At 65.9% G+C, this 23,732-nt stretch carries 25 protein-coding genes; 16 read left to right on the top strand and 9 right to left on the bottom strand.

Annotated elements, in window-relative coordinates:
- Nucleotides 1-142: 142 nt before the first annotated feature.
- Genes B9C43_RS19650 through B9C43_RS19630 form a run of 5 tightly spaced genes read right to left on the bottom strand, consistent with a single transcriptional unit; the run spans nucleotide 143 to nucleotide 6,253 of the window.
- Nucleotides 143-1,258 (bottom strand): lactonase family protein, encoded by a 1,116-nt coding sequence (locus B9C43_RS19650; RefSeq protein WP_084428414.1) that lies wholly within the window; start codon nucleotides 1,256-1,258, stop codon nucleotides 143-145.
- A 27-nt stretch (nucleotides 1,259-1,285) separates the two neighbouring features.
- Nucleotides 1,286-2,698, bottom strand: coding sequence for a GntP family permease (locus B9C43_RS19645; protein ID WP_033389375.1), 1,413 nt, complete (start codon nucleotides 2,696-2,698; stop codon nucleotides 1,286-1,288).
- 12 nt (nucleotides 2,699-2,710) lie between these two features.
- Entirely contained in the window at nucleotides 2,711-3,352 is a 642-nt protein-coding gene (locus B9C43_RS19640; protein WP_084428413.1) for a bifunctional 4-hydroxy-2-oxoglutarate aldolase/2-dehydro-3-deoxy-phosphogluconate aldolase, read from the bottom strand.
- A 3-nt stretch (nucleotides 3,353-3,355) separates the two neighbouring features.
- Nucleotides 3,356-4,945: an N-acyl-D-amino-acid deacylase family protein gene (locus B9C43_RS19635; protein ID WP_033389377.1), complete on the bottom strand. Its 1,590-nt coding sequence runs from the start codon at nucleotides 4,943-4,945 to the stop codon at nucleotides 3,356-3,358.
- Between the two features lie 12 nt (nucleotides 4,946-4,957).
- Nucleotides 4,958-6,253, bottom strand: a complete 1,296-nt coding sequence (locus B9C43_RS19630; protein WP_084428412.1) for an amino acid deaminase — start codon at nucleotides 6,251-6,253, stop codon at nucleotides 4,958-4,960.
- A gap of 173 nt (nucleotides 6,254-6,426) precedes the next feature.
- Here B9C43_RS19630 and B9C43_RS19625 point away from each other — a divergent pair, with 173 nt between their 5' ends.
- From B9C43_RS19625 to B9C43_RS19610, 4 genes are all read left to right on the top strand, one after another.
- Nucleotides 6,427-7,359, top strand: coding sequence for a sugar kinase (locus tag B9C43_RS19625; protein WP_235038788.1), 933 nt, complete (start codon nucleotides 6,427-6,429; stop codon nucleotides 7,357-7,359).
- Complete coding sequence (locus B9C43_RS19620) at nucleotides 7,356-8,099, top strand: IclR family transcriptional regulator (RefSeq protein ID WP_033389379.1); 744 nt, start codon at nucleotides 7,356-7,358, stop codon at nucleotides 8,097-8,099. Before B9C43_RS19625 ends, B9C43_RS19620 begins: the two co-directional genes overlap by 4 nt.
- A 12-nt stretch (nucleotides 8,100-8,111) precedes the next feature.
- On the top strand, nucleotides 8,112-8,489 hold the full coding sequence (locus B9C43_RS19615; RefSeq protein WP_084428411.1) for a RidA family protein: 378 nt from the start codon (nucleotides 8,112-8,114) through the stop codon (nucleotides 8,487-8,489).
- Nucleotides 8,490-8,685: 196 nt separating this feature from the next.
- Nucleotides 8,686-8,991, top strand: coding sequence for a hypothetical protein (locus B9C43_RS19610; protein ID WP_051896949.1), 306 nt, complete (start codon nucleotides 8,686-8,688; stop codon nucleotides 8,989-8,991).
- Here the strand turns inward: B9C43_RS19610 and B9C43_RS19605 are convergent.
- A complete protein-coding gene (locus tag B9C43_RS19605; RefSeq protein WP_084428410.1) occupies nucleotides 8,988-9,986 on the bottom strand; it encodes a helix-turn-helix transcriptional regulator in 999 nt (332 codons plus the stop codon). The two genes, B9C43_RS19610 and B9C43_RS19605, sit on opposite strands and share 4 nt — an antisense overlap.
- Before the next feature lie 87 nt (nucleotides 9,987-10,073).
- Here B9C43_RS19605 and B9C43_RS19600 point away from each other — a divergent pair, with 87 nt between their 5' ends.
- The 4 genes from B9C43_RS19600 (at nucleotide 10,074) to B9C43_RS19585 (ending at nucleotide 12,536) form a co-directional block, all read left to right on the top strand.
- Nucleotides 10,074-10,487, top strand: coding sequence for a cupin domain-containing protein (locus B9C43_RS19600; RefSeq protein ID WP_033389384.1), 414 nt, complete (start codon nucleotides 10,074-10,076; stop codon nucleotides 10,485-10,487).
- Nucleotides 10,484-10,888 (top strand): DUF1304 domain-containing protein, encoded by a 405-nt coding sequence (locus B9C43_RS19595; protein ID WP_084428409.1) that lies wholly within the window; start codon nucleotides 10,484-10,486, stop codon nucleotides 10,886-10,888. Before B9C43_RS19600 ends, B9C43_RS19595 begins: the two co-directional genes overlap by 4 nt.
- A 75-nt stretch (nucleotides 10,889-10,963) precedes the next feature.
- Nucleotides 10,964-11,167 carry a hypothetical protein gene (locus B9C43_RS19590; RefSeq protein ID WP_084428408.1) on the top strand — a complete coding sequence of 68 codons (204 nt, stop codon included), beginning with the start codon at nucleotides 10,964-10,966 and terminating at the stop codon, nucleotides 11,165-11,167.
- 184 nt (nucleotides 11,168-11,351) lie between these two features.
- Nucleotides 11,352-12,536, top strand: a complete 1,185-nt coding sequence (locus tag B9C43_RS19585; protein ID WP_235038729.1) for a serine hydrolase domain-containing protein — start codon at nucleotides 11,352-11,354, stop codon at nucleotides 12,534-12,536.
- A gap of 60 nt (nucleotides 12,537-12,596) precedes the next feature.
- On the opposite strand, the gene B9C43_RS19580 is transcribed toward B9C43_RS19585, so the two are convergent.
- Nucleotides 12,597-13,430 carry an IclR family transcriptional regulator gene (locus B9C43_RS19580; protein ID WP_033389389.1) on the bottom strand — a complete coding sequence of 278 codons (834 nt, stop codon included), beginning with the start codon at nucleotides 13,428-13,430 and terminating at the stop codon, nucleotides 12,597-12,599.
- 143 nt (nucleotides 13,431-13,573) lie between these two features.
- Here B9C43_RS19580 and B9C43_RS19575 point away from each other — a divergent pair, with 143 nt between their 5' ends.
- On the top strand, nucleotides 13,574-15,235 hold the full coding sequence (locus tag B9C43_RS19575; protein ID WP_084429068.1) for an FAD-binding oxidoreductase: 1,662 nt from the start codon (nucleotides 13,574-13,576) through the stop codon (nucleotides 15,233-15,235).
- Here the strand turns inward: B9C43_RS19575 and B9C43_RS19570 are convergent.
- Nucleotides 15,217-15,612 (bottom strand): nuclear transport factor 2 family protein, encoded by a 396-nt coding sequence (locus B9C43_RS19570; RefSeq protein WP_084428407.1) that lies wholly within the window; start codon nucleotides 15,610-15,612, stop codon nucleotides 15,217-15,219. The genes B9C43_RS19575 and B9C43_RS19570 overlap by 19 nt on opposite strands.
- Before the next feature lie 77 nt (nucleotides 15,613-15,689).
- On the opposite strand from B9C43_RS19570, the gene B9C43_RS19565 reads away from it, so the two are divergent.
- Together B9C43_RS19565 and B9C43_RS19560 are read left to right on the top strand one after the other, a co-directional pair.
- Complete coding sequence (locus B9C43_RS19565; protein WP_033389391.1) at nucleotides 15,690-16,223, top strand: TetR/AcrR family transcriptional regulator; 534 nt, start codon at nucleotides 15,690-15,692, stop codon at nucleotides 16,221-16,223.
- Nucleotides 16,224-16,334: 111 nt separating this feature from the next.
- Nucleotides 16,335-17,285, top strand: coding sequence for a hypothetical protein (locus B9C43_RS19560; RefSeq protein WP_084428406.1), 951 nt, complete (start codon nucleotides 16,335-16,337; stop codon nucleotides 17,283-17,285).
- 387 nt (nucleotides 17,286-17,672) lie between these two features.
- Here the strand turns inward: B9C43_RS19560 and B9C43_RS19555 are convergent, their stop codons facing one another.
- Nucleotides 17,673-18,029 (bottom strand): DUF1844 domain-containing protein, encoded by a 357-nt coding sequence (locus B9C43_RS19555; protein ID WP_033389398.1) that lies wholly within the window; start codon nucleotides 18,027-18,029, stop codon nucleotides 17,673-17,675.
- Between the two features lie 278 nt (nucleotides 18,030-18,307).
- On the opposite strand from B9C43_RS19555, the gene infC reads away from it, so the two are divergent.
- The 5 genes from infC (at nucleotide 18,308) to B9C43_RS19530 (ending at nucleotide 23,554) form a co-directional block, all read left to right on the top strand.
- Entirely contained in the window at nucleotides 18,308-18,871 is a 564-nt protein-coding gene (gene infC / locus B9C43_RS19550; protein ID WP_446685421.1) for a translation initiation factor IF-3, read from the top strand.
- A 74-nt stretch (nucleotides 18,872-18,945) separates the two neighbouring features.
- Nucleotides 18,946-19,140 carry a 50S ribosomal protein L35 gene (rpmI, locus tag B9C43_RS19545; protein WP_033389396.1) on the top strand — a complete coding sequence of 65 codons (195 nt, stop codon included), beginning with the start codon at nucleotides 18,946-18,948 and terminating at the stop codon, nucleotides 19,138-19,140.
- A gap of 74 nt (nucleotides 19,141-19,214) precedes the next feature.
- A complete protein-coding gene (rplT, locus tag B9C43_RS19540) occupies nucleotides 19,215-19,586 on the top strand; it encodes a 50S ribosomal protein L20 (RefSeq protein WP_033389397.1) in 372 nt (123 codons plus the stop codon).
- Nucleotides 19,583-20,389 carry a TrmH family RNA methyltransferase gene (locus B9C43_RS19535; protein WP_084428404.1) on the top strand — a complete coding sequence of 269 codons (807 nt, stop codon included), beginning with the start codon at nucleotides 19,583-19,585 and terminating at the stop codon, nucleotides 20,387-20,389. Before rplT ends, B9C43_RS19535 begins: the two co-directional genes overlap by 4 nt.
- A 33-nt stretch (nucleotides 20,390-20,422) precedes the next feature.
- A complete protein-coding gene (locus B9C43_RS19530; protein ID WP_143446459.1) occupies nucleotides 20,423-23,554 on the top strand; it encodes a S8 family peptidase in 3,132 nt (1,043 codons plus the stop codon).
- Nucleotides 23,555-23,732: the final 178 nt, after the last annotated feature.

Raw genomic sequence — 23,732 nt, 5'->3', positions numbered from 1 at the left:
GTTGCGTCTGATGCAACGCGCGTTTCACGTGAGGCAATGGAGCGATGCTAGAACGGACAATTGCCCGGCACAAGGGTCTAAACCAATGCGCGACGAATGAACCCCCGTGACCGCGCCGAAGCGCGGCCACGGGGGCGGAAAGTTACTTGAAGGAAACGATGCCGACGTTGTTCACCTGCACCGAACCCGCTGACGTGCCGAGTTTTCCGGTGCCGGGGTCACGCGGCAGCCAGTTGACTGTGCCGCTGCGCTGATTCGACACGTACACCCAGTTACCCGCCGGATGCAGTGTGAAGTGACGAGGCCACACGCCACCCGTCGGTGTCGTGCTGGCGAACGCCAGCGATTTGCCCTGCTCGCCGACGACGAACGTGGCCAGGGTGTCGTGCCCCCGGTTGGAGGCGTAGACGAACCGGCCGTCGGGCGACACCTCGATCTCGCCGGGGTAGTTCTCCGGCGGCTTCGCGTCGCCAAGAGTGCTGATCACCTGGCCGGGCGTGAACTTCCCGGTCGCCGCGTCCCAGGCCGCCACGGTCACTTCCGACCGCAACTCACCGAGGATGTAGGCGTACCGGCCGTTCGGGTGGAACGCCAGGTGCCGCGGGCCAAGCCCGGCCGGCAGCTTGAGCTGCTGGTTCAGCTTCAACTTCCCGGCGTTGTCGAGGCTGTACACGTACACCGAGTCCGCACCCAGGTCGACGGCGACTATCCACCGTCCACTCGGGTCGGTCACGACCTGGTGCGCGTGGGGTGCGCGCTCCCCGGTGTGCTTGACGACATCGGTCACCGCGCCAACGCGGCCGTCAGCCTGCAGCGACAGCACTGAAACGCTGCCGCTGCCGTAGTTGGCGGCCAGGATGTACTTGCCGTGGATGCTGATGTGCGTCGGGTGTGCGCCGCCCACGTTGACCGAGTTGAGCACCTTCGGCCGTTGCGCGTCGACGATCGTGTACGCGGTGATCTTGCCGGGATCTGACTCGATCGTCGAGTACAGCACCCGGCCGTCCCGCGAGTACGTGAACCACGACGGGTCCACGATCCCTGGGACACCGCCGGTCAGGGTGAGCTTGCCGGACACGGAATCGACCGTGCCGACCGAGAAACCAGGCCCGACCGGCGGGCCCCAGCTGGTGAAACTGCCGATGTACACAGTGGACACGTTTCTCCCGTGTGCCGAAGCTGGGACCCCCGTCGCCAGCATCAACCCGCCAACTCCCGCGGCGCCAAGAAACGCACGCCGATTCAAACCGTCTGTCACCTGTGGAGATCCTCTCTGTGCAGGGCGTCAGATGAAGATCATCAAGACCGCGGCCACCAGGAAACCGACCACGGACAAGATGGTTTCCAGCACTGTCCAGGTTTTCAGCGTGTCCTTCACGGATATGCCGAAGTACCGGGACACGATCCAGAACCCGCCGTCGTTGACGTGCGAGGCGATGATCGAACCGGCGCAGATGGCGGCGACGATGAGCGCCAGTTGTGGTTGCGTGTAACCCGCGTTCGCGATTGTCGGGCCGATGATGGCCGCCGACGCGGCGATCGCCGCGGTGGCCGAGCCCTGTGCGATCCGCAGACCACACGAAATCAGATACGCCGCGACGAGCACCGGCAAGCCGATGTCCGCGAGCGACGACTGCACGGCCTTGCCGATCCCGCTGACGGTCAGCACACGGCCGTAGAACGCACCAGCGCCGACGACAAGCAGGATCATCGCGACCGGCTTGAGCGAGGCGTTGGCGATCGTGGACACCTGGCTGCGGGTCATCCCACGGCGGTAGCCGAGCAGCCAGAACGCCAGCAGCACCGAGATGGTCAGCGCGATGGCGGGCGTGCCGAAGAACGTGGCGACACCGGCGGCGAACGAGTGCCTCGGCAGCGCGATGCTGCCGAATGTGCCGATCAGGATGAGCACCAACGGGATCGCGATGATCGAGACGACCGTGCCGAGCTTCGGCTCGGTCTTCGTGGGTGCCGTCGCGGTGCCCGGCTTGTCGTCGTGGACCTTGGCGGCCTCGAGCATCTCCTCCGGCACCTCGATGTGGATCCGGTTGCCGATCCAGTTGGAGAACCACAGACCCACGGCCCACGCGGGAATCGCGCAGATCGCGCCGAACAGGATCACCCAGCCGAGCCCGACCCCCAGCAGACCCGCCGCAGCCACCGGACCGGGGTGCGGCGGCAGGAACGCGTGCGTGACCGACAGACCGGCCAGCAACGGCAGGCAGAACAACAGGATCGACTTGCCGGACTGCTTGGCCACCACGTACACCAGCGGCGCGAGCACGAAGATGCCGATGTCGAAGAAGACCGGGATACCGAAGATCAGCCCGGCCAGGCCCATCGCGAGCGCGGCGCGTTTCTCGCCGACCGCCTGCAACAGTTTCCGGGTCAGCACCTGCGCGCCACCGGATGCCTCGAGGATGGCGCCGAGGAACGTACCCATCCCGATGATCACGGCGATATGGCCGAGGATGTTGCCGAACCCGGTCTCGATCAGCGATCCCGCGTTGCTCGACTGGATGGAACCGACCAGCGTCTCCACCGGGATGCCCGCGGCCAGCGCGGTGCCGACGCCGACGATCAGCAGTGCGATGAAAGGCTCGACCTTCCACCATATGATCATCGCCAGCAGCAGCGCGATACCGGCCGCGGCGAGCAGCAGCAGCCCACCCGTCGTGTGTTGCAACCAGTCCACCATTGGACTGCTCCCTCAGTTCTTCTCAGTGACGCGTGCCGTTGCGACCGCGTCGACGAACTCCCGTGCCCGCAGGCCGATCTCGTCCAGCCGCGACTCGGCGGCCAGTGCGGGGGAGACCACGCCGGAGCCCGCGGTGACCGCGAGCGCGCCGGCTTCCAGGTACTCCGCGGCGTTGGCGGCGTTCAGGCCGCCGGTCGCCACCAGTGGCGTGCCCGGGTAGGGGCCGTGCAGGTCCTTGAAGTACGCCGGACCCAGCCTGGCCGCCGGGAACACCTTGACCGCTGTGGCGCCCATGTCCACAGCGTCAGCCACTTCGGTCGGGGTCATCGCCCCGAGCACGACGGGCACGCCCTGCCGGACGGCCTCGGCGGCCACCTTGGGCCGCAGTCCGGGGGTGAGCAGGAACTTCGCGCCCGCGTTGATCGCGTCGCGGGCGTCCTGCTCGGTCATCACCGTGCCCGCGCCGAGGATCAGGCCGTCCACTTTGGCCGCCTGCTCCATCAGCCGGGGCGCGTTCGGCGTGGTGAACGAGAACTCCACGATCGGCAGTCCCGCTTCGACCAGGGTCTTGCCCAGTCCGGCGGGGTCGGCGATCTGCGGAGCTCTGATAATGCAGAGTGAGCGCCACGCCTTCAGCTCGGCGATGAGATCCATTACTCAGACTCCAGGGTTACGCAGTGAATGGCCGGGCGTCGCGCCCGTGTGAGTACCGTCATCGATCACCGGCACGCCGTTGACCAGCACGTACGGGATACCGGTCGCGACTTGCCGTGGGTTGTCGTACGTCGCGGTGTCGGCGACGGTCTCGGGGTCGAACAGCACGAGATCAGCGGCGTAGCCCTCCCGGATCAGGCCGCGGTCGTTGAGGCGCAAGCGATTGGCAGCCCGGCCGGTCAGGTGCGCGACGCACTCCTCGAGGTCGAGAATGCCCAGCTCACGGACATAGCGCGCGAGGTATCGAGGGAACGTCCCCCATGCACGCGGATGTGGGCGTTCGCCGACGAGGATTCCGTCGCTGCCGCCTGTGTGCGCCGGGTGTTTCATGATCGCCCGGACGTTGTCCTCGTGGCCCACGTGCATCAGGCACGAGGTACCCATCCGCTCGTCGATCAACACGTCGAAGTACAGCTCCGAGGGCGGCCGCCCGGCCATGCGAGCCGACTCGGCGACGCTGTGCCCGACGAGGTGCACGTTCGAGTCCTTGCGTACGCCGTTGATCTCGATGGAGTCCCAGTCGACGGGAACGCCGTGGCAGCCGTCGGACCCGTTTTCCTCAATGTCGGCACGGATGCGTTCGCGAGTATCGGGGTCGGACATCCGCGCGATCGCCGCATCCGGTCCGCCTTCGGTCGACCAGCTCGGCAGCAGCGCTGAGAGATAAGTCGCGCCAGGCAGATAGGGATACGTGTCGAGGGTGATGTCGCACCCGTCGGCGATTGCCTCGTCCAGCAAGGCAAGCAGCTCGACGCCTCGGCCCTTGTTGACCGGGAAGTTCATCGTGGCGTGCGCCAGGTGCAGCGGGCAGCCGGACCGCCGGGAGACGTCGACCATTTCGGCGTACGCCTCCAGCGCACCCGCGCCATAGCTGCGGTGGTGCGGGCTGTAGTACCCGCCGAGTTTGCCCGCGACCTCGCACAACGCCACGAGTTCCGCGGTGTCCGCGTACATCCCCGGTGTGTAGGTCAGGCCGGAGGACAGGCCCATCGCGCCTTCCTGGAGGCCTTGCGCGACGACCCGCTTCATTTCGTCCATTTCGGACTCGGAAGGCGGCCGGGCTTCCCAGCCGACGACCATCATCCGGATCGTGCCCTGCGGCAGCAGATAGGCCGCGTTCACCGCGATGCCCTGATCCAGGCGGTCGAGGTATTCGCCGACACTGCGCCAGTTCCAGTCGAACCCGGGCGGGTCGTCGTTCCACCCGGCCAGCTGTGCACGCAGCCCGGCCAGGGTCTCGTCGTTGACCGGTGCGTACGACAGGCCGTCCTGGCCGTAGACCTCGCTGGTCACGCCTTGGGAGACCTTGGCCAGGTGGTCCGGCTTGGCCAGGACCTGGAGGTCCGAATGGGAGTGCATGTCGATGAACCCGGGCGCGAGGACGAGGCCCTGCGCGTCGATCACGCGCGTGCCGTCCAGTCGTCGGCCGGTCGCGATCTCGGCGATCCGCCCGGACTGTAACCCGACGTCCGCCTGGTATCGCTGAGCGCCGGTGCCGTCGACCACCGTCGCCCCGCGGAACACGATGTCCATTTCGGACTCCCCTTAGAAGTAGGTCCGGATGAAGTCGACCACGGTCTCGCCGTCCGCGCCGACCGCGGGAAGCAGTTGCCACTTGTCGAAGACGGTGCACGGGTGTGACAGGCCAAGGCCGACCCAGTCGCCGACCTGGACGTCCGCGCCTTCACCGATGGTCAGGAAGGAGTGCTGGTCGTTCATCGCGGTGACCGTGCAGCCGGACAGCGGCTTCGTGCCGTCGGCCGTGCGGATCAGTTGCGGCTCAGGCAATCCCTCGTCGAAGGACGCGTCCCGCTTGCCGATCGTCAGCAGTGCCAGGTTGTCCTCGGGCTTCGACGTCACCTGAGCCCAGGCGCGCAACGCGCTGCGGAATGCGGGCGAGCCGGAGATCCGGGCATGCTCGCCGAGCGGCGAGATGCCCCGGTAGAAGCCGTCGTCGTGGGTCACGTACGCGCCGCTGCGCAGCACTGGGAGCACGTTGATGTCGCCCCACGGCTGGGTCAGCGCGTCGGCGACGTGGTCGAAGTACGCGCTGCCGCCGATCGTGACGATCACTCGATCGTGATCTTCGAACTTGTCCTTCAACGCCGCGGTCAGTTCCCGGACCGCCGCGAGGTAGCTGTCCACTTTGGCCAATGCCGGCTCGGACGCGTCGTGGGCGAGTGCGCCTTCGTAACCACTCACGCCGACCAATCGCAGGGCCGGGCTGGCAAGGGCCGCCTCGGCGACGGCGATCGCCGTCGGGATGTCCCGCGCACCGGTACGGCCACCGTGCGCCCCCAGTTCCACGGTCACATCGACCGGACGCTTGGCACCCTGCAGTGCTTCGGTCATCAGCTCCACGCCGCGCACGGAGTCCACCCAGCACGAGAACTCGAAGTCAGGGTCGTCGTCGAGCTCACGGGCGAGCCACCGCAGCGCCGAGGCGTCAACCAGCTGGTTGGCCAGCAGGATCCGGCTGACGCCGAACGCGCGGTAGACCCGCAACTGGCTCGCGTTCGCCGTGGTGATCGCCCAGCAGCCGTGGTCGAGCTGGCGCTGGAACAGCTGCGGCGCCATGGTCGTCTTGCCGTGCGGTGCGAGCACGACCCCCTTCGATTCGCACCAACGGCTCATAGTGCTCAGGTTGTGCTCGATGGCATCGTTGTCCAGAACGACCAACGGGCCGACAAAGCCGTCGGAGAACAGGTTCGGGCGCGTGGCCAGTGCCTCGGCCACCGTCTTGCCCTGCAACCCGTCCGGCAGACCCTTGAAGCGCCAGTCGATCCGCTCCTCGCGGAGCCGGTCCACCGCGTCCCGGTTGATGCCAGCCACCTCGACCATCCGACTGCCTCTCATTGCGTATGTTGCAACGGCTATTGCGCGATGTGATGCGGTGGTGTGTAGCATCCCCATCGCCGCCAGGTCAACGTTGCTACTTCGAGGCCCCCGCCGCCGCACGGGGGAAAGGATGGGATCGCAAAGTGGAGACCGATGTGCTGTGCCTCGGCGAGTCCATGGCGCTGTTCGTGCCGGGCGAGCCGGGACCGGTAGACCAGGTCCGCATGTGGATCCGGACCGTCGGCGGCGCCGAGTCCAATGTGGCGTGCAACCTCGCCATGCTGGGCCTGCGGGCGAAGTGGGTCAGCGCGGTCGGCGCCGACGCCTTCGGCAAGGCCGTGGTCGCCGCGGTCGGCTTGCACGGGGTCGACGTGTCGGGCGTTGTGATCGACCCGGTCCGGCCGACCGGGTTGTACGTCAAGGAGAGCAACGCGGGCGGCAGTCCCGTCCGGTACTACCGGCGCGGCTCGGCCGCGTCGGGCATGGGTCCCTCGCTGCTGCAGCAGCTGGATCTGAATGTCCGGGTGGTGCACCTGACCGGCATCACGGCCGCGCTTTCGGACTCGTGCCTTGAGCTGATGCGTGCCCTTTTCGCGGCACCCCGGAACACTTTCCGGTTGTCGTTCGACCTGAACTGGCGGCCCAAACTGTGGGCCGATCGGGACACCTCGGTGCTTCGGGAACTCGCCAACGCGGCGGACATCGTGCTGGCCGGAGACGACGAGGCGCTGGAGGTCTGGGGCACGAGCGATCCCGCGGAGATCCGGCGCATCCTGCCGGACCCGGTGACGATCGTGGTGAAGCACGGACCCCGTGGCGCGACCTTGCTCGAAGGGGACACGTCGGTCTTCCAGCCCGCCTTGCGGGTCGATGTCGTGGAGCCGGTCGGCGCGGGCGACGCGTTCGCAGCCGGTTTCCTCGCCGCGACCCTGGCCGGTGAGTCGCCGGTCCGGAGATTGCGATCCGGGCATTTGCAGGCCGCCACGACATTGCGGACGCATGATGATGTCGGTACACCGTTGCCGCCAGAGCTCGTGACATCGCTGCTCGAAGCGGACGCGGACGAGTGGGCAGCGGCCCACCTGACCGAGCAGGGAGTATTAGCGTGAGCCAAAGTTTGGACAGGGCTCTGACCCTGCTGGACGCGTTGGCCGAAGGGCCACGCACCCTGGACCAACTGGCCGAGACCATCGGCGTGCACAAATCGACGGTCCTGCGGCTGCTGCGGACGCTCGAAACGCACCGGTTCGTGCAGCGTGACGGCGTGCGCTACTACCGGCTCGGGACCGCCTTGTTCGACCTGGCGCACCGGTCGCTTGAGGACCGTGACGTACGCCGGAGCGTCGAACCCGCGCTGCGCGAACTCAACGCACAGACCGGGCACACCGTGCACTTGGCTTCGTACGAGGACGGCGAAGTCGTGTACATCGACAAGTTCGAGAGCCGTCACCAGGTCCGGATGTACTCCCGGATCGGCAAACGGGCCGCGCTGCACTGCACAGCCGTCGCCAAGATCCTCGTCGCCGCGTTTCCCGAGGAGCGCCGCCGGGAGATCGCTCACGGGATCACGTACGAGAAGAAGACCGAGAACACGATCCTGACGCCCGAGGCGTACCTCTCGGAACTGGCGACTGTGGCCGCACGCGGCTACGCGGTCGACAATTCCGAGCACGAGGACTTCATCCACTGCGTCGCCGCGCCTGTGCGCGGGCCACGTGGCGAAGTTCTCGCCGCCATGTCGTTGTCGGTGCCGAAGGTACTGTTGGATCTTGACGGGTTGCTGGGGCTCGTTCCGGACCTGCTGCGCGCGGCGGAGAAGGCGTCCGCCGAATGCGGATATCACCGATAGGAGAGGAAAAACATGGCCAGGACCTTCATCCACCCCGAGGGCACAGTGAAACCCGCCGTGCCGCTCAACCACGGGGTGCGGAAGGGCAACATCCTCCAGGTTGCCGGCCAGGTCGCGTTCAACGAGCAAGGCGAGGTCGTCGGTACCACGGTGGCCGAGCAGACCCGCCAGGTGCTGACGAACGTCAAGCGAGTCCTGGAAGCGGGCGGTGCGTCGCTCGAGGACGTGGTGATGCTGCGCGCGTATCTGACCGACGTGGCCCACTTCGCCGAGTTCAACGAGGCGTACGCGGAGTTCCTCGGCGGCGATTTCCCCGCTCGGACAACGGTTTACGTCGGCCTGCCGCCCGGCCTGCTCGTCGAGATCGACGGACTTGCCGTAGTCGGCTGAGTGTTTCGCGTCCAGGCTCGCCCCGGCGGGCCTGGACGTGGCAGGATGTTGACCATGACGACCTGCCGAAAGGGCTATGCCGCGTAGACGGCCAGGCGCGATCCGCGCCGACCACCCCACCGCCCCTGTCTGGGGCCACCGGCCGCCCGGCCGGATTCCCGGGCTCTCCGCCGATACCAGCCTTGAGATTCTCAGGGTGGAGAAGCGCACAGGCCAGTTTGTCGGCAGCGCCTTGCGCCGATACCAAGAGTTTCTGAGCCCGCCGCGGCGATGGCCGCTGTACCCGGTGCCGGATGACTGCCCATGCCCGTCCTGTTGCCTTGACGATGTCCGCAACGCCCGGGATGTGCTTGAGGACGCGCTGGCTCAGTTGCCGCCGCGGGCTCGGGCCGAACTACGGCGGCGGGTGATGGCTCTGGACAAGGAATATCGTCGGCGCACGTTGCCCGATCTGTGGTCGGACCAGGAATCCTGGTGGCGCAGGCGCCTGACCGTCAACTAGTTCAACAGTTTCGCGACCAGCTCGCCTCTGCTGCGCACATCGACCTTGCCGAACACGGACTTCAAGTGGTCCTGGACGGTGTGCGCGGTGATGGCGAGCCGGGCCGCTATGTCCGAAGTGGACCGTCCGGCGATCACCTCGCGGCAGATGTCGCGTTCCCGTGTGGTCAGACCGTAAGCGGCGAACAACACGTCGAGCAGCTCTGTGCCGGAAGCACGTTCGAACGTCACGACCGTTTCCGAAACATCCGGGTCCGAGATCAATTTGCTGCCCTGCAACAGAATCCAACCGCCGCACGAATCTCGCATGCGGGCGCGGAACGTGCCTTGGGCCTGTGCGCCGACAGCCACCGCGCGCAGCATCACCAGGAAACGCCCTGGTGCGATCGAGTCCAGTTCGGCTTGCCATTGCTGGGCTGCCACGGTCACTGCCCGGGGCGTTCCGCATGAGTCGACCACGACGATCGCGGCTTCGCCGCCGCCTTTGGCGCCGCATCTGGCCGCCACCCGGGTCGCGGCGGCGAGGGCGGGCGCGACCGACGCCATGAACTCCACCTCGCGGTCGCTGAACGGGCGTGATCGGACCATCCCTGCCGCGCCCCAGTTGGTTCCGTCGATCCGGAACATCGTGCGCAGCTCTGCCTGAAGCCCCAGCGGCCGCCAAACCTCGTTGAACCGGCTGCTGTGCGCCGTGTCCTCCAGCCTGGCGACCGGCTCGGGGCGCTGCGCCAGCTCGACGAAGGTGTTGGGTTCGTTGCCGTCGTACTCGTAGGTTGCGAGCAATGGCTCGTATTGCTGCGGGATCCGGGCGGCGCCGCTCGTCATCGAGCTGATCGCGACAGTGTCCGGATCGAGGGAGGCCCAGCACGCCAAGTCGGCCGGGACCACCCGGTCGACCAGGGCGATCGCGGCCGAGTGCAGCTCGGCGACCCCGAGGCCCGCCTTGACGAGTGCGGCGATGTCGCGTCTGGCGCCATCCGCAAGGCCTTCCCACATGCCTCGAAGTATGCGCTCCGGCCGCCGCGCCCGATATCCCACAATTCCGGGATTTCGAGCGTCGGGAGCCTTTCTTACCGTCGTTTCATGACTCACTTCAGCACAGCGGGTGAAGGGCTGGAACTGTCCGCACCCGACGCCCAGATCACCGTCAAAGTCGACGCCTCACATACTGCCGGTGCGTACGAGGTGTTCGAAATCGACGCACCCCGGGGCCCGACGACACCACCGCACGGCACGCCATGGCCGAAGTCGTATTACGTGTTGCACGGCCGGATGGCCGTCCTTGTTTCCGGCGAGATCTACGACATGGGACCGGGTTCGTCGATCACGATCCCGCCGAACGCGATCCACACCTTCACCGTGCACACGCCGTCGGTCAGGTTCCTGGCGCTGAGCCTCACGGATGCCATGGGGAAGTTCTTCCGTGACCTCACCAGCGCGGAAAACCCGTACGAGGTAGCCGCAACGCACGGCATCACCATGGAGGTGTCGTCATGACTCTCATCGCCACGGTTTTCGCTGGCATCGCTGCACTCGTGCACATCCTGGCCTTCATCTGGGAGACGATCTTCTTCCGCCGCCCAGGCGTGCACTGGGGTGTTTTCAAGATTCGCTCCGAAGACGTGCCCGCAGTGCTGCTGTGGTCGTTCAACCAGGGCTTCTACAACCTGTTCCTGGCCGCGGGCACCATCCTCGGGCTGATCTGGGTACACAGTGGGAACGCGGACCTCGGACGTGCGTTCGTGTTCTACACATGCGGCTTCATGGTGTTGTCGGGAATAATGCTGTTCATCTCCGACCGGCTGGGCCTCGGCCGCGAAAAGGGAACCGGCGTGGGTGGCTCGATCAGCCAAGCCCTGCCACCGCTTGTCGTGATCATCGCGATGCTCGCCGCCTGATTGTGCGGAAAGGTATGTCGCCCTTGTGGTCGTTCCGTAACCTGCTTCGGTCAGCGGGAAGCGAGGGGAATCGACATGACGTACGCCGGCACGATTACGGTGGCCGCTTGGATCTTGGCCCTGTGTTCGATCGTGGTGATCGGTTTCCTGGTCTGGAGATGGACCGCCAACATCCGCAGCCAGGCGATTCGCTACTTGGTCACAGCGGTTGCCGTGCTCGTGAGTTTCCCGGTCGTGCTGTACACGCTGTTGATCGTGTTCGTTTCCGTGTTCGCTTAGAGGGTGTCTCACGTGATCTGAAGTGGGTCCCCCATGCCCGGCCGGGATGCGGATGTCATTGGTTTGCATGACTCGTGTCATCGGAGTCGGTGACATGGTGGACTGGCCTGCCACCCCTGCCCGGATCATGCTGACGAGCATGATTTCTTGCCGATTCACACGTTGTGGCAGACAGATTGCCATCGTGGCCGTGACGAGCGCGTTGCTCACGGCAGGAACCCTGGCAGCTCCGGGTGCAACCGCCGCCTCGGGTGGAGAGCTCGACAGGCAGGCGCTCCAGCAGTCGCTGGAGGCGGTGCGCGAAGCCGGGATGTACGGCATCTACTCGAGTGTCCGCAACGGGGACCGGACCTGGCGGGGTGCTTCCGGCGTGGCGGATATCGACACGGGCCGCCCGGTGCAGCCGGACATGGTCCACCGGATCGGCAGCGTCAGCAAGACCTTCACTGCCGTAGCCGTCCTGCAGCAGGTGCAGCGCGGCGCCATCGAGCTGGACGCCCCGGTCGGCCGCTACCTGCCGGAGCTGGTCCCGGGCGAACGCGGCCAGAAGATCACCGTGCGCATGCTGCTCAACCACACCAGCCACATCGCCGAGTACCTGGCCAAGGTGTTCCCCTCGGTGCCGGAAGGCTCGCTCACCAGTCTGGACGACAACCGCTTCCGCGCCTTCACCACCGAAGAGCTCGCCAGGCTGGGCCTGGACGGGGCCGCGACCGGAGAGCCAGGGACAGTGCCCGGTTCCCACTCCAACACCAACTACGTGCTCGCGGGCCTGCTGCTGGAGAAGGTGACCGGCGAGGACGCCGAGCGCTACATCACCCGCGAGGTGATCCACCGCGCTGGCCTGCGGCACACATCTTTCCCGCGCACGCCGCACCTGCCCGGGCCACACTCCAAGGCGTACACGTCGCTGTTCGGGTTGGTCGACCCGCCGCGCGACTACAGCGTGTACAACATGTCGTGGGCGAGCACGGCCGGGGCCATCATGTCCACAATGGACGACCTCAACCGGTTCTTCCGAGCCCTGCTGCGCGGCGAGTTGATCGGCGCGGCACAACTCGCCGAGATGCAGAAGACGGTCACCATGCAGGTGGGCCAGGACAAGGCCGACTACGGCCTGGGCATCTACGCGTTCGACCTGCCATGCGGCCGGTTCTGGGGACACAACGGGCGCGTCTTCGGCATGGGCACGCGGTCGGTGTCCAGCCGGGACGGCCACCGCCAACTGTCGTTCGGGGTCAACAGCACCTGGTACCAGCGCCTCGACGAGAACGGCAACGTCGAACCCAGTCCGATCGACTTCGCGCTGGTCAAGCACGAAGTGCTGGCGCTGTGCGGACCGGGCGCCGCCACAGCGAACGCGACGTGAGCAAGGTTCACCCCATATCCCCGTACGGCCGCCGACGCGACCGTACGGGGATTCCGCGAGTTACTCCCTGGGGATTTCCGCGGGAAGTTCCGCCGGAACCTTCATCGAGCCGAAGACGCGGGAGATCTCCATGCCATAGCGCATGACGAGCGGGCCGACCTCACGAACGCGAGCCGGTTTCATCCGGGATGCGAGTGAGGACACCGAAAGCGCACCGATCACTTCGTCGCTGTGGTCGAAGATCGGCGCCGCCACGCACCGAACTTCCTCCTCGTTCTCGCGGTCGTCGATGGCGTAGCCGCGGCGCCGGATGCGTTGCAGATCCGCGCGCAACGCGGAAGGGTCGGCGAGCGTCCGATCGGTCACCGGCGTGAGGCCACGATCTATCGCCGCCTGGACCGCCTCTTCGGGTAGCCACGCGAGAATCGCTTTTCCCACCGCTGTCCGATATGCGGGCACTCGGTTGCCTATCCGGGAGGCCATCCGTACCTGATGGTCGTTCTCGACCTTGTCGATGTAGACAACGTCCGGCGGCTCGTACACCACTAAATGACAGGTCTCGCCCAGCGTGCGTTGCATGCGCCGCAACGGCTCCGCCGCCACGGTGCGCAAATCCAACGACGCGAGGTAGGCCTGGCCGAGGCGCAAAGCGCCGTGGCCTAGCCGGAACCAGCCGGTCTGCCGGTCCCGGATGAGCAAGTTTGTGTCGAGCAGGGGAGTTGTCAGGCGCAGCACGCTGCTCTTGCTGATCTTCAAGTCCTCGGCGATACGTGACAGCGGGACCCCGCGGGTCTCGTTCGCCCTGTCGGACACGTACTGGAGTACCGAAAGCGCGCGTCGTAGGGACGACGACTGGTTACGCGAACTGGGCTGACTGGACACAGTGTGAAGCATGACACGTGGTCTGGACCTGTTACGGCGACAGCACGACATTTTGCACTGCACAACAACCTGATCAACTCATGGCACGTCTGACCTGGGCGGTGGTCGTCTGGAAAGTGCTGGGGGGTTTCACGCTCAAAGGGGTGACTATCCATATGAGTGAGGTCGGACGCCGCCGTTTTCTGGCGGGAGCGGGTGCCGCGGCAGTGGGAGTCGCGGCGACGAGCGCGCTCGGCACAACCGCTGTGGCACAGGAAGCCGAGGCTGGGGTCAGCCTGCCTGCCACCACAGTGCGGCCGGGCGACTCGAGATACATCGACATGGTCCGTGGTACCAATCCGCGCTGGATCGGCTCACCGGAAGCCGTTCGCGTGGTCAACTCCACCGCTCAGGTTGTTGCGGCGGTGCAGGAAGCGGTGACCGCGGGCAAGCAGATCGGGGTTCGTAGCGGTGGCCACTGCTATGAAGACTTTGTTTACAACGGAAAGCAAGTTGTTCTCGATTTGTCCGAGTTGGACGACATCGGCTACGACCCGGCGGTGAACGCCATCTCGGTCAGCGCCGGTGCGAATCTCTTTCAGGTTTATGAGGCGCTGTACCGGGTCTGGGGTGTCATCATCCCGGGCGGCTCGTGTGCGACCGTCGGCGCGGGCGGCCACATCACAGGCGGCGGTTACGGTCTGAACTCCCGTCAGTTCGGGCTGACCGTCGACTACCTGTACGGCGTAGAGGTCGTTGTCGTTGACGCGACCGGGAAAGCGCGGGCGATCATCGCGACCCGTGAGGCCAATGACCCGAACCGGGAACTCTGGTGGGCGCACACCGGCGGTGGCGGCGGCAACTTCGGTGTCGTGACGAGGTTCCTGCTCAAATCCCGCACGGCGACGGGCGCCGACCCGTCGGCCTTCCTGCCCAAGCCGCCGTCGGAGATCTTCCTGCACTCGGTGGCACTGAACTGGAAGGACGTCACCGAGGCGGACTTCACCACGGTGGTGAACAACTTCGGCAAGTGGCACGAGCAGAACAGCGCACCGGATTCCCCGTACGCCGGGCTTTTCGGCCTGCTGAAGCTGAACAAGCGCACGATCGACCCGGTGACGAAGGCCATCGGCGGACAGGTCGCGATGACCACCCAGGCCGACGCGACCGTGCCGAACGCACGCAAGCTGCTCGACGATTTCCTGGCGTACGTCTTCAACGGCGTGCAGGCGCCGCGGACGGCCAACATCATGCGGGCCGGTCACATCCCGGCGCTGCCGCAATTCGAAGAGCCACAGCGGTTACCGTGGCTCAACGGGACGTACGCCTTGAGCGGCGGAGGTTGGGAGTTCCGTGGCGACTACAAGTCCGCGTATCTGCGGAAGGCGCACACGCCAGAGCAAGTCGCTGCGACGTACAAAGCGCTGACCGCGGAGTACAACAACCCCAACGCGTTGGTGCAGATCGACTCGTACGGCTGCAAAATCAACTCGGTGGCATCAGGGGATACCGCTGTGCCGCAGCGCGACTCCATCATGAAGTTGCAGTACCAGGTCTACTGGAAGGACCCGGCGGAGGACGCGCAGCACCTCCAGTGGTTCCGCACCTTCTACTCGTCGGTGTACGCGTCGACCGGTGGCGTGCCGGTGCCGAACGCTGTGACCGACGGGTGTTACGTGAACTATCCGGACATCGACCTGCAGGACCCGACGTTCAACAAGTCCGGTGTGCCGTGGTCGACCTTGTACTACAAGGGAAGCTACCCGCGCCTGCGGCAGGTGAAGGCGAAGTACGACCCGCGCAACATCTTCCGCCACCGTCAGTCCGTCGAGCCCTGACTCAGGGCTGCGGCGATCCGTGCGGTGTCCTGATATTCGCGCCACAGCACGACTTTGCCGTTGCGCACCCGCAGGACGCCGATGAACTGAGCTGACTGCTCCTCGCCGGTGGCGTGCACCGTGCCGACCAGTTCGTACTCCACGACGATGACCTCCGGGTCGATCGTGTCGTGGATGGCGATGGTGTTGCACGCGGTGAACGTCACCGGCAGGGCCGCTCTGCCCGCGCGAGCGATCTCGCGGAACGTCTCGGCGCCCGAGATCCGCTTGGTCGCGCCGAACGGTGTCTCCACAACGAGATCCGGTGCCCAGATGTAGTGCTCGGTCCCGGTCAGCCAGTAGTCCCGCATCTTGCCGAACGCCTCACGAGGTGTCATCGACCCTCCCAGGTAAGATGAGTGGCGACTCACTTTCGACGATAGTGAGTGACGACTCATCTTGTCAAAGGGGTTCCATGCGCGCCGACGCCCAACGCAACCGGGCCAAGATCCTCGCCGCGGCCGAGGAAGTCTTCGTCGAGTCCGGTGCTGACGCGTCCACAGAGGAAGTAGCCAAGCGGGCGGGCGTCGCGATCGGCACCGTCTTCCGGCACTTCCCGACCAAGAACGACCTGCTCGCCGCGATGATGAAACAGCTGGCCGACCGGCTGGCGGGCGAAGCGGAAACGCTTGCCGCCCAAGGGGATCCGCGGACAGCCTTGTTCACCTTCTTCGAAGGGGTGGTGGAACAGGCCGCTGGCAAGAAGACCGTGGTCGAACTGTTGGGTGTGGACATCCAGGTCGGCCGCCAGCTGCAAGCCATGCGGGACGCGATCGGCACGCTCCTCATGCGCGCCCAGGAATCTGGTGCGGTCCGGGAAGACGTCCAGCTCGACGAGGTGATGGCGTTGTTGACCGCGACCAGTCACGGGGCGCTGCACGCAGGCTGGAGCGATGACCTTCGCGCGCGCACGCTGAGCATTGTTTTCGCAGGCTTGGGGCCGTCCTAAAAAATTCTCAGATCCGCCTGAACCGCTGCCGAACCCAGCTCGTGTTGTGGGTGAGCAACCACGGCCCCGCAGAGATGCACAGGGGCATCAGCGGGAGAAGGGATCTTAGTCATGGCATCAGCTCGGGTGAGGCACATCCTTGCCACCGCGGCGGCTGTCGGCGCCGTGCTGGCCACCGCGGCGTGCGGGGCAAGCCCCACAGCGACGCCTGCGGCCAATCAGCGGCAGCTCCAACAGCAGCAGCCGCCGACCGTCGCAGCGCCGACCGGGACGGTGCCTGTCGATGACGCACCTGCCGGAAACGCCGCCGGGAGCGCCGCGGGCCTCAAGGCGACGGAATCCGCGACGCTGGGAACGATCCTGACCGACGCGGAGGGCAAGACCCTGTACCGCTTCGACAAGGACACCCCGAAGCCGCCGAAGTCGAACTGTGTCGACGCGTGCGCCAAGGCGTGGCCACCGGTTGTCTTCTCCGACAACATGACGCTCGAAGGCGTCGACAAGGCGATGGTCGGCTCGATCGACCGCCCGGACGGCACCAAGCAGCTGACCGTCGGCAACTGGCCGATGTACTACTACGAGAAGGACGCCAAAGCCGGCGACACCACGGGTGAAGCAGTCGGCGGCACCTGGTGGGTCTCCGCCGTCAACGGCGCCCGCGCCAAGGACGTCGGCAAAGCTGCCGCGCCGGGTACCACTGTGCTGAAGGCGATGGACGTCAAGCCGTTCGGGAAGGTGCTCGCCGACGCCAAGGGCTTCACCCTGTACCGCTTCGAGAAGGACGGCGTGAACCCGAAGACGTCCACCTGCAACGGCGAATGCGCCAAGCTGTGGCCGCCGGTGAAGGCCGAGGACAACATCGTGGCCGAGGGCATCGACAAGTCCCTGATCGGTTCGGTCACCCGCGATGACGGCACCAAGCAGCTGACCGTCGGTGGCTGGCTCGTCTACAACTACGCCAAGGACACCGCCCCTTGCCAGTCCAACGGTGAAGGCGTCGGCGGAACCTGGTTCGTCTCCGCACCGGACGGCAAGAAGGCCAAGGACAAGATCGGCAAGTAACCAGATCATGTGATCCGGCGCTGGCCTCCCCTCCTGCGCCTCACCGGCGCCGGGTCACAGTTGGGTCCGACCCCCAACACAAATAAGCGGCCCCAGGGATTCGTCCCGGGGCCGCTTTTCATGTGGCTCCTTGGGTGCGGTCAACGTGGCTCCATCGACCCGAGGATGCCACCTGGGCGTGCTATGAAGGCCTGCTATGAACGCGGGACGGAGGCTGAAAGAAGGTGACCACAAGCGAAGGCGTGATTTTGTGTGGAGGGGCGCCGCAAATAAGCTTGTCGGCGGGGCAGGGCCGCAGGTCCTGCCCGCTTTTCCCTGCCTTTGCGGCGTAGAGGCTCCACACCAAATCGCGCCGCCTTAGCCACCTGACACGACACACGCGCCCTTTCAGTACACGGGACCGGTGTATTTCTCGCCCGGACCTGCACCAGGCTCGTCCGGGAACGCCGAGCCCTCCCTGAACGCCCGCTGCAGGGACTGCAGGCCCTCACGCAGCGGCCCGGCGTGCGGCCCGAGATACTCGACGGAGGCTGTCACCAGCCCGGCCAGGGCTGTGATCAACCGGCGAGCCTCGTCCAGATCGCGGCGAGGGGACTCGTCCGGATCGGGGTCCGCCAGGCCGAGACGCTCAGCCGCCGCCGACATGAGCATGACGGCCGCCCGGCTGATCACCTCCACGCTGGGAATGTCGCTCAGGTCACGAACGTTGTCACTGCTGGCAGGGTCTGCGGCGGGGTCACTCACGGTCTGGTACCCTTCCACGTGCGACCAGCCCCTGTACCCACGGGGGCGGCAAGTGGAGCCCCGCTCCCACCCGAGTCACCGCAGAGGTGTCCGGGTCCGGTCTTTATCGCAGCAGCGTCAGCTTGCTGCGGCGCGACGTGCGTGCACGTCGTGGATCGGTGTAGGCAGCGGGCCCCGCGTCAGCAATGACGGCGGGGCCTGACGCGTTACTGGGGTCACACCGCAGGCCGCAGCTAGAAGGACACAGAGACTTATGTACTCGGGAAAGAGGAGGCACCATCAGCTCCGAGTCACGTATTAACGACCGCATCCGGGTGCCGGAGGTCCGCCTTGTCGGGCCGAACGGCGAGCAGGTCGGGATCGTCCGTATCGAGGACGCGCTCCGCCTCGCTCAGGAGGCGGATCTCGACCTCGTCGAGGTGGCCCCGCAGGCCCGCCCGCCTGTCTGCAAGCTCATGGACTACGGCAAGTTCAAGTACGAGAGCGCGCAGAAGGCTCGCGAGTCCCGGCGCAACCAGGTACTCACGGTGATCAAGGAGCAGAAGCTCCGGCCGAAGATCGACCCGCACGACTACGAGACCAAGAAGCGCGCAGTGGTTCGCTTCCTCGAGCACGGCAACAAGGTCAAGATCACCATCATGTTCCGTGGCCGTGAGCAGTCCCGGCCGGAGCTCGGATACCGGTTGTTGCAGCGGTTGGCCGACGACGTGGCCGAGTTGGGGGTCATCGAGTCCTCACCGAAGCAAGACGGCCGAAACATGATCATGGTTCTGGCGCCGCACAAGAACGCCAAGCCGAAGGCCAAGGCGACGACGCCGCAGCCTGATGGCCCCGCTGAGTAAGTAACCGGGGTCACCCGAAGAGAGAGCGCTTCCGCCCGCTTCACACGGGCGGAAGCACCTAGATGAGGACGACCATGCCTAAGAACAAGACGCACAAGGGCACTGCCAAGCGCATTCGCGTGACCGGCAAGGGCAAGTTGAAGCGCGAGATGACCGGCCGCCGGCACATCTTGGAGAAGAAGCCCAGCAAGCTGACCCGTCGCCTTGAGGGCACCACTGACGTCTCCCCGAACGACGAGAAGCGCATCAAGCGCCTGCTCGGCATCTGAGCTCCTAGCTCAACTTCCTTGACCACCCGGGGCGCCGGAGAACAACGCCCCATCGAGATAAGCAGGATGGACCCGTGGCACGCGTCAAGCGGGCAGTCAACGCCCAGAAGAAGCGCCGCACGACCCTCGAGCTGGCCAGTGGCTACCGCGGTCAGCGCTCGCGGCTGTACCGCAAGGCCAAGGAGCAGGTGCTCCACTCGCTGAACTACGCCTACCGCGACCGCCGCGCCCGCAAGGGTGACTTCCGGCAGCTGTGGATCACGCGGATCAACGCCGCGGCGCGTCAGAACGGCATGACCTACAACCGCTTCATCCAGGGCCTGAAGGTCGCTGGTGTCGAGGTTGACCGCAAGATCCTCGCTGAGCTCGCAGTGAGTGACCCGGCCGCGTTCACCGCGCTGGTCGAGGTGTCCCGCGCGAACGTTCCGGCGCAGGAGAAGGCCTGAACAAGCACGTCAAGCGACCCGGGGCGGTCCAGCTCTGCACCGAGCGGACGCCCCGGGTCGCTGCTGCCCGGCAGTTGACCAAACGCGCGGGCAGGGAACGGGCCGGCCGGTTTCTCGCCGAGGGCGCGCAGGCCGTCCGGGAAGCTCTGCGGTACGGCCAGGTCTACGAGGTCTTCGTGACCGAGATCGCGGCTGCCCGCAACTCCGAACTCGTCGACGAGGCCCGCGCCGCGGACGTCCCGGTGTCCACTGTGACCGATCGAGCCGCCGATGGGCTCTCGGAAACCGTGACCCCGCAAGGCATTGTCGCGGTCTGCGAACTTCTCGACGTTTCGCTGGACGAGGCCCTCGCCGAACCCAAGCTGGTCGCTGTGCTCGTCGGCGTGTCCGATCCGGGCAACGCGGGCACGGTCACCCGGGTCGCTGATGCGGCGGGCGCATCCGCCGTGATCTTCGCCGGTGACACCGTCGATCCGCACAACGGCAAGTGCGTGCGTGCTTCCACCGGCAGTGTCTTCCACCTGCCGCTGGCTCGTTCCCGCAACATCACAGCTGTTTTCGACGCCTGCCGCAAAGCCGGGTTGCGGCTGGTCGCGGCCGACGGGCACGCCAAGACCGATCTCACGCGGGTCGATCTGAGCCAGCCGACCGCATGGGTGTTCGGCAGCGAGGCGCACGGGCTGGATCCTGAAGTGCTCGACGCCGTCGATGACGTGGTGAATGTTCCGATCTTCGGGAAAGCGGAGAGTTTGAACCTGGCAACCGCCGCTGCGGTCTGTCTTTACGCCGGGCACTTGCGGTAAACAACTTCCCAACAGCTCCGGAAGGAGATCGTGTTGGGACGCGTACTCGCAGCCGCCCTTGTCCTCACGTTGATGCCGATCCTTGCGCCGGATGCGGCGAGTGAGCCGTCGACGGACGAAATCACCTTGGTGACCGGCGACCAGGTGCTGCTGAGAGGCAACGCGGTCTCGCCTGTGCCTGGCAAAGGCCGCCGGGGCATGGGTTTCCGGACGTACGAAGTCGCAGGTCACCGCTATGTGATCCCGCTGGACGCGATCGAGCGGGTCGCGGCGGGCACGCTGGACCGGCGGCTGTTCGACCTCACCTCCCTCAAGGACTTCGGCTACGCCAAGACCCCGAGCGTGCCGTTGATCATCGAGGGCAACGCCATGACCGCGGCCAAAGGCCAGTCGTGGCCGAGCCTGTTGACCAGCCCGGACAAGGTCTGGCTGGACGGCAAACGCGAACTCGCGCTCGCCGAGAGTGTCCCGCAGGTCGGTGCACCTGCCGTCTGGCAGTCGGGCTTCACCGGCAAGGGCGTGACGGTCGCGGTGTTGGACACCGGTATCGACGCCACGCACAAGGATTTCGCCGGCCGGATCGCCGACAGGCGTGACTTCACCGATGACAAAGACAAAGAGGCCGACGACAAGAACGGCCACGGCACCCACGTCGCCTCGACGATCGCGGGCAGCGGTGCCGCGTCGAACGGGAAGTACAAAGGCGTCGCACCAGAAGCGACCTTGGTGATCGGCAAGGTCTGCGATGACGAGGGCTGCCCGGAAAGCGCCATCCTCAAGGGCATGGAGTGGGCCGCGCGCGAGAAGAAGGCCCAGGTGGTGAACCTGAGCCTGGGCGGGCCGGACGCCGAGGAGATCGACCCGCTGGAAGCCGCGATCAACGAGCTGAGCGCCGAGACCGGCGCCCTTTTCGTTGTCGCGTCAGGCAACCAAGGGCCGCGTCCGGAGTCGGTCAGCTCGCCGAGTACGGCCGATGCCGCGCTTTCCGTTGGCGCAGTGGGCAAGAAGGACGACGAGGCCTTCTACTCCAGTCGTGGCCCACGCATCGACGGCGCTGTCAAACCCGAGATCGCCGCGCCAGGAACCTCGATCGTCGCCGCGCTGGCCAAGAACAGTGAATCCGAACCGATCGACAAGTTCTACACCCGGTCAAGCGGCACGTCGATGGCCACGCCACACGTCTCCGGTGCTGCGGCTTTGCTCGCCCAGCAACGACCCGGTACCAAGTCGGCCGAGCTGAAGTCCACTTTGGTCTCGTCGGCCACGCCTCTCCAATTCGACGCGCACATGGTCGGCGCTGGCCGGCTGGATGTCGCTCGTGCGACGAAACAAACCGTGGTCGCTGTCAACAACTCGGTCAACCTTGGCCTGCAACGCTGGCCGCACGACGATGACAAGCCAGTCAGCGGCACGATCACCTACCGCAACACCGGCTCGACGCCAGTCACCCTGAGTCTGGCCACTGCCTCGCCCTACAGCGTCGCACCCAACGAACTCACTGTCCCGGCAGGCGGTGAAGCCACGGCGACCGTCACCGCGGACACCCGGACCGGGCCGGACGGGCACATCACCGGCAGGTTGATCGCAACGGCCGGTGAGACCAGGGTTGTCACACCGCTGACGGTGAACAAAGAGGTCGAGAGCTACGACCTGCGGGTCACGCAGACCGGCAGGGACGGCAAGCCCGCGCCGATCGTCTCGGCCGTCATGCTCGGAATGGACTCCGGGCAGTCATTCTTCCCGTTCGACATGGACGGCTCGGTGGTGCTCCGCCGTCCCAAAGGCCGGTACATTGTGGACAGCCATGTGCCTGCCAAGGACAGCTACAGCCACATCATCGTTCCCGTGCTGACGTTGGACCGCGATCAAGACCTCACGTTGGACGCCCGGCAAGCGAAGCTCGTCAAACCGGTCGTACCGAACGCGAAAGTCGGCGCCGCACTGCTGGATGTCGGCCTGATCAGGTCCTTCCCCCTTGGCGGCGGCCGTGGTGGTCTACTGACCGGCGCGATTCTGTATGACGGAACACCTTTCTACAGCTTCTACCAAGGTGAGCCGTTGCCACCGGAAGACCTCGAAGCTTGGATGGCGTTCAAACTCGCCGAACCGGACAAGGAAATGGACTTCACCAAGTCCCCGGTGATGTATCACCTGCTGTGGCAGGACCACGGCACGTACCCCACCGGGTTCGAGCCCGTGGTCAAGCAGGAGGAACTGGCTGAAGTCCGGCAGCACTACCACGCGACCGAAGCCGGGAAGTTCGCGTACACATGGACTCTCGGGTATCTCGACGGCCTCGGTCACACCGCCGCGGGCGGGCCGATCGGGGTGCACCTGCCGTTCCACCGGACCGACTACTTCCAGACGGGACGGACCTGGGAACAGAGTTTCGCGCAGTATCGCGACAAAGACGCCGATCGGGAGATCAGCAACCTGTACAGCAGGCGCGAGACCCTCAAACCGGGGACAAGCGTCGTCCGGCACTGGAACAGGGCGGTGTTCACGCCCGGGTTCGACTCCGCCGACGCGCCCGCGTCCTATCGGTCGACCCGGACCGGCGACAAGATGAACATCTTCGCCGCGCCCTATGTGGACTCCACCACTGGCCGGACCGGGTACCCGATGAGCGGGGATCGTAAGAGCCGTATAGCTTTGTACCGAGATGGCGCCTTGGTCGCCGAGAAGCCGGACATGTTCCAAAGCCTGTTCGAGGGGCTGCCGGACGCGGAGTCGACCTATCGGGCCGAGCTGTCCCTGCAACTGGACGAGAAGCTGTTCCCCTTGTCCACCAAGACGAGTACCGCCTGGACGTTCCGCTCAGCGGCAACCCAGGAGGCGCAGGCTTTGCCGCTGATGAACGTGCGGATCGCGCCCAACGTGGACGCGAACAACGCCGTCAAAGTGAACCAGTTGCTGGTCATTCCCGTGATGCTGCAACGCAATCCTGGCAGCGCATCGGCCAATGTGACCGATGTGGTGATCGAGGTGTCCTTCGACGACGGGGCGTCGTGGCGGGAAATCCCGGTCTATCCAGGCAATGACATCTGGTACGGCCTGGAGGCCAACCAGGTCTCGAACAGCTACGCGTCGCTGCGCGTGACTGCGGCCGACGAGGCAGGGAACAAGGTCGAGCAAACAGTGCTGCACGCGTACCGAGTCACCTAGTTCGCGACTTCCGGACCTAGGCAACACCTTCACGCCTTCATACCTTTTGCATACACACTCGCTGAAGGAGTCGGTGAGTTCGGATACGCCGACACGCCGGACCTCCCGGTGATCGTGGACGGTCAGCGGATGCAAGCCAGGCGCGTGCCGAAGGCCAAGCGTGGCAGGAGTTGAAGAC

The sequence above is a fragment of the Kibdelosporangium aridum genome (assembly GCF_900176515.1).
GTDB lineage: Bacteria > Actinomycetota > Actinomycetes > Mycobacteriales > Pseudonocardiaceae > Kibdelosporangium > Kibdelosporangium aridum.
The sequence above is the reverse complement of the archived record's forward strand: the minus strand, read 5'-3'. Positions and strand labels throughout refer to the sequence as shown.

What these genes read in the sequence shown, in the direction of transcription:
- B9C43_RS19605 (WP_084428410.1), bottom strand. Translation starts at nt 9,986, where the DNA reads ATGTGGGAAGGCCTTGCGGATGGCGCCAGACGCGACATCGCCGCACTC.
- B9C43_RS19590 (WP_084428408.1), top strand. Translation starts at nt 10,964, where the DNA reads ATGACGTACGCCGGCACGATTACGGTGGCCGCTTGGATCTTGGCCCTG.
- B9C43_RS19560 (WP_084428406.1), top strand. Translation starts at nt 16,335, where the DNA reads ATGGCATCAGCTCGGGTGAGGCACATCCTTGCCACCGCGGCGGCTGTC.
- B9C43_RS19600 (WP_033389384.1), top strand. Translation starts at nt 10,074, where the DNA reads ATGACTCACTTCAGCACAGCGGGTGAAGGGCTGGAACTGTCCGCACCC.
- B9C43_RS19635 (WP_033389377.1), bottom strand. Translation starts at nt 4,945, where the DNA reads ATGGACATCGTGTTCCGCGGGGCGACGGTGGTCGACGGCACCGGCGCT.
- B9C43_RS19625 (WP_235038788.1), top strand. Translation starts at nt 6,427, where the DNA reads ATGGCGCTGTTCGTGCCGGGCGAGCCGGGACCGGTAGACCAGGTCCGC.
- B9C43_RS19570 (WP_084428407.1), bottom strand. Translation starts at nt 15,612, where the DNA reads ATGACACCTCGTGAGGCGTTCGGCAAGATGCGGGACTACTGGCTGACC.
- B9C43_RS19645 (WP_033389375.1), bottom strand. Translation starts at nt 2,698, where the DNA reads ATGGTGGACTGGTTGCAACACACGACGGGTGGGCTGCTGCTGCTCGCC.
- B9C43_RS19575 (WP_084429068.1), top strand. Translation starts at nt 13,574, where the DNA reads ATGAGTGAGGTCGGACGCCGCCGTTTTCTGGCGGGAGCGGGTGCCGCG.
- rpmI (WP_033389396.1), top strand. Translation starts at nt 18,946, where the DNA reads ATGCCTAAGAACAAGACGCACAAGGGCACTGCCAAGCGCATTCGCGTG.
- B9C43_RS19595 (WP_084428409.1), top strand. Translation starts at nt 10,484, where the DNA reads ATGACTCTCATCGCCACGGTTTTCGCTGGCATCGCTGCACTCGTGCAC.
- B9C43_RS19640 (WP_084428413.1), bottom strand. Translation starts at nt 3,352, where the DNA reads ATGGATCTCATCGCCGAGCTGAAGGCGTGGCGCTCACTCTGCATTATC.
- B9C43_RS19615 (WP_084428411.1), top strand. Translation starts at nt 8,112, where the DNA reads ATGGCCAGGACCTTCATCCACCCCGAGGGCACAGTGAAACCCGCCGTG.
- B9C43_RS19630 (WP_084428412.1), bottom strand. Translation starts at nt 6,253, where the DNA reads ATGGTCGAGGTGGCTGGCATCAACCGGGACGCGGTGGACCGGCTCCGC.
- B9C43_RS19580 (WP_033389389.1), bottom strand. Translation starts at nt 13,430, where the DNA reads ATGCTTCACACTGTGTCCAGTCAGCCCAGTTCGCGTAACCAGTCGTCG.
- B9C43_RS19565 (WP_033389391.1), top strand. Translation starts at nt 15,690, where the DNA reads ATGCGCGCCGACGCCCAACGCAACCGGGCCAAGATCCTCGCCGCGGCC.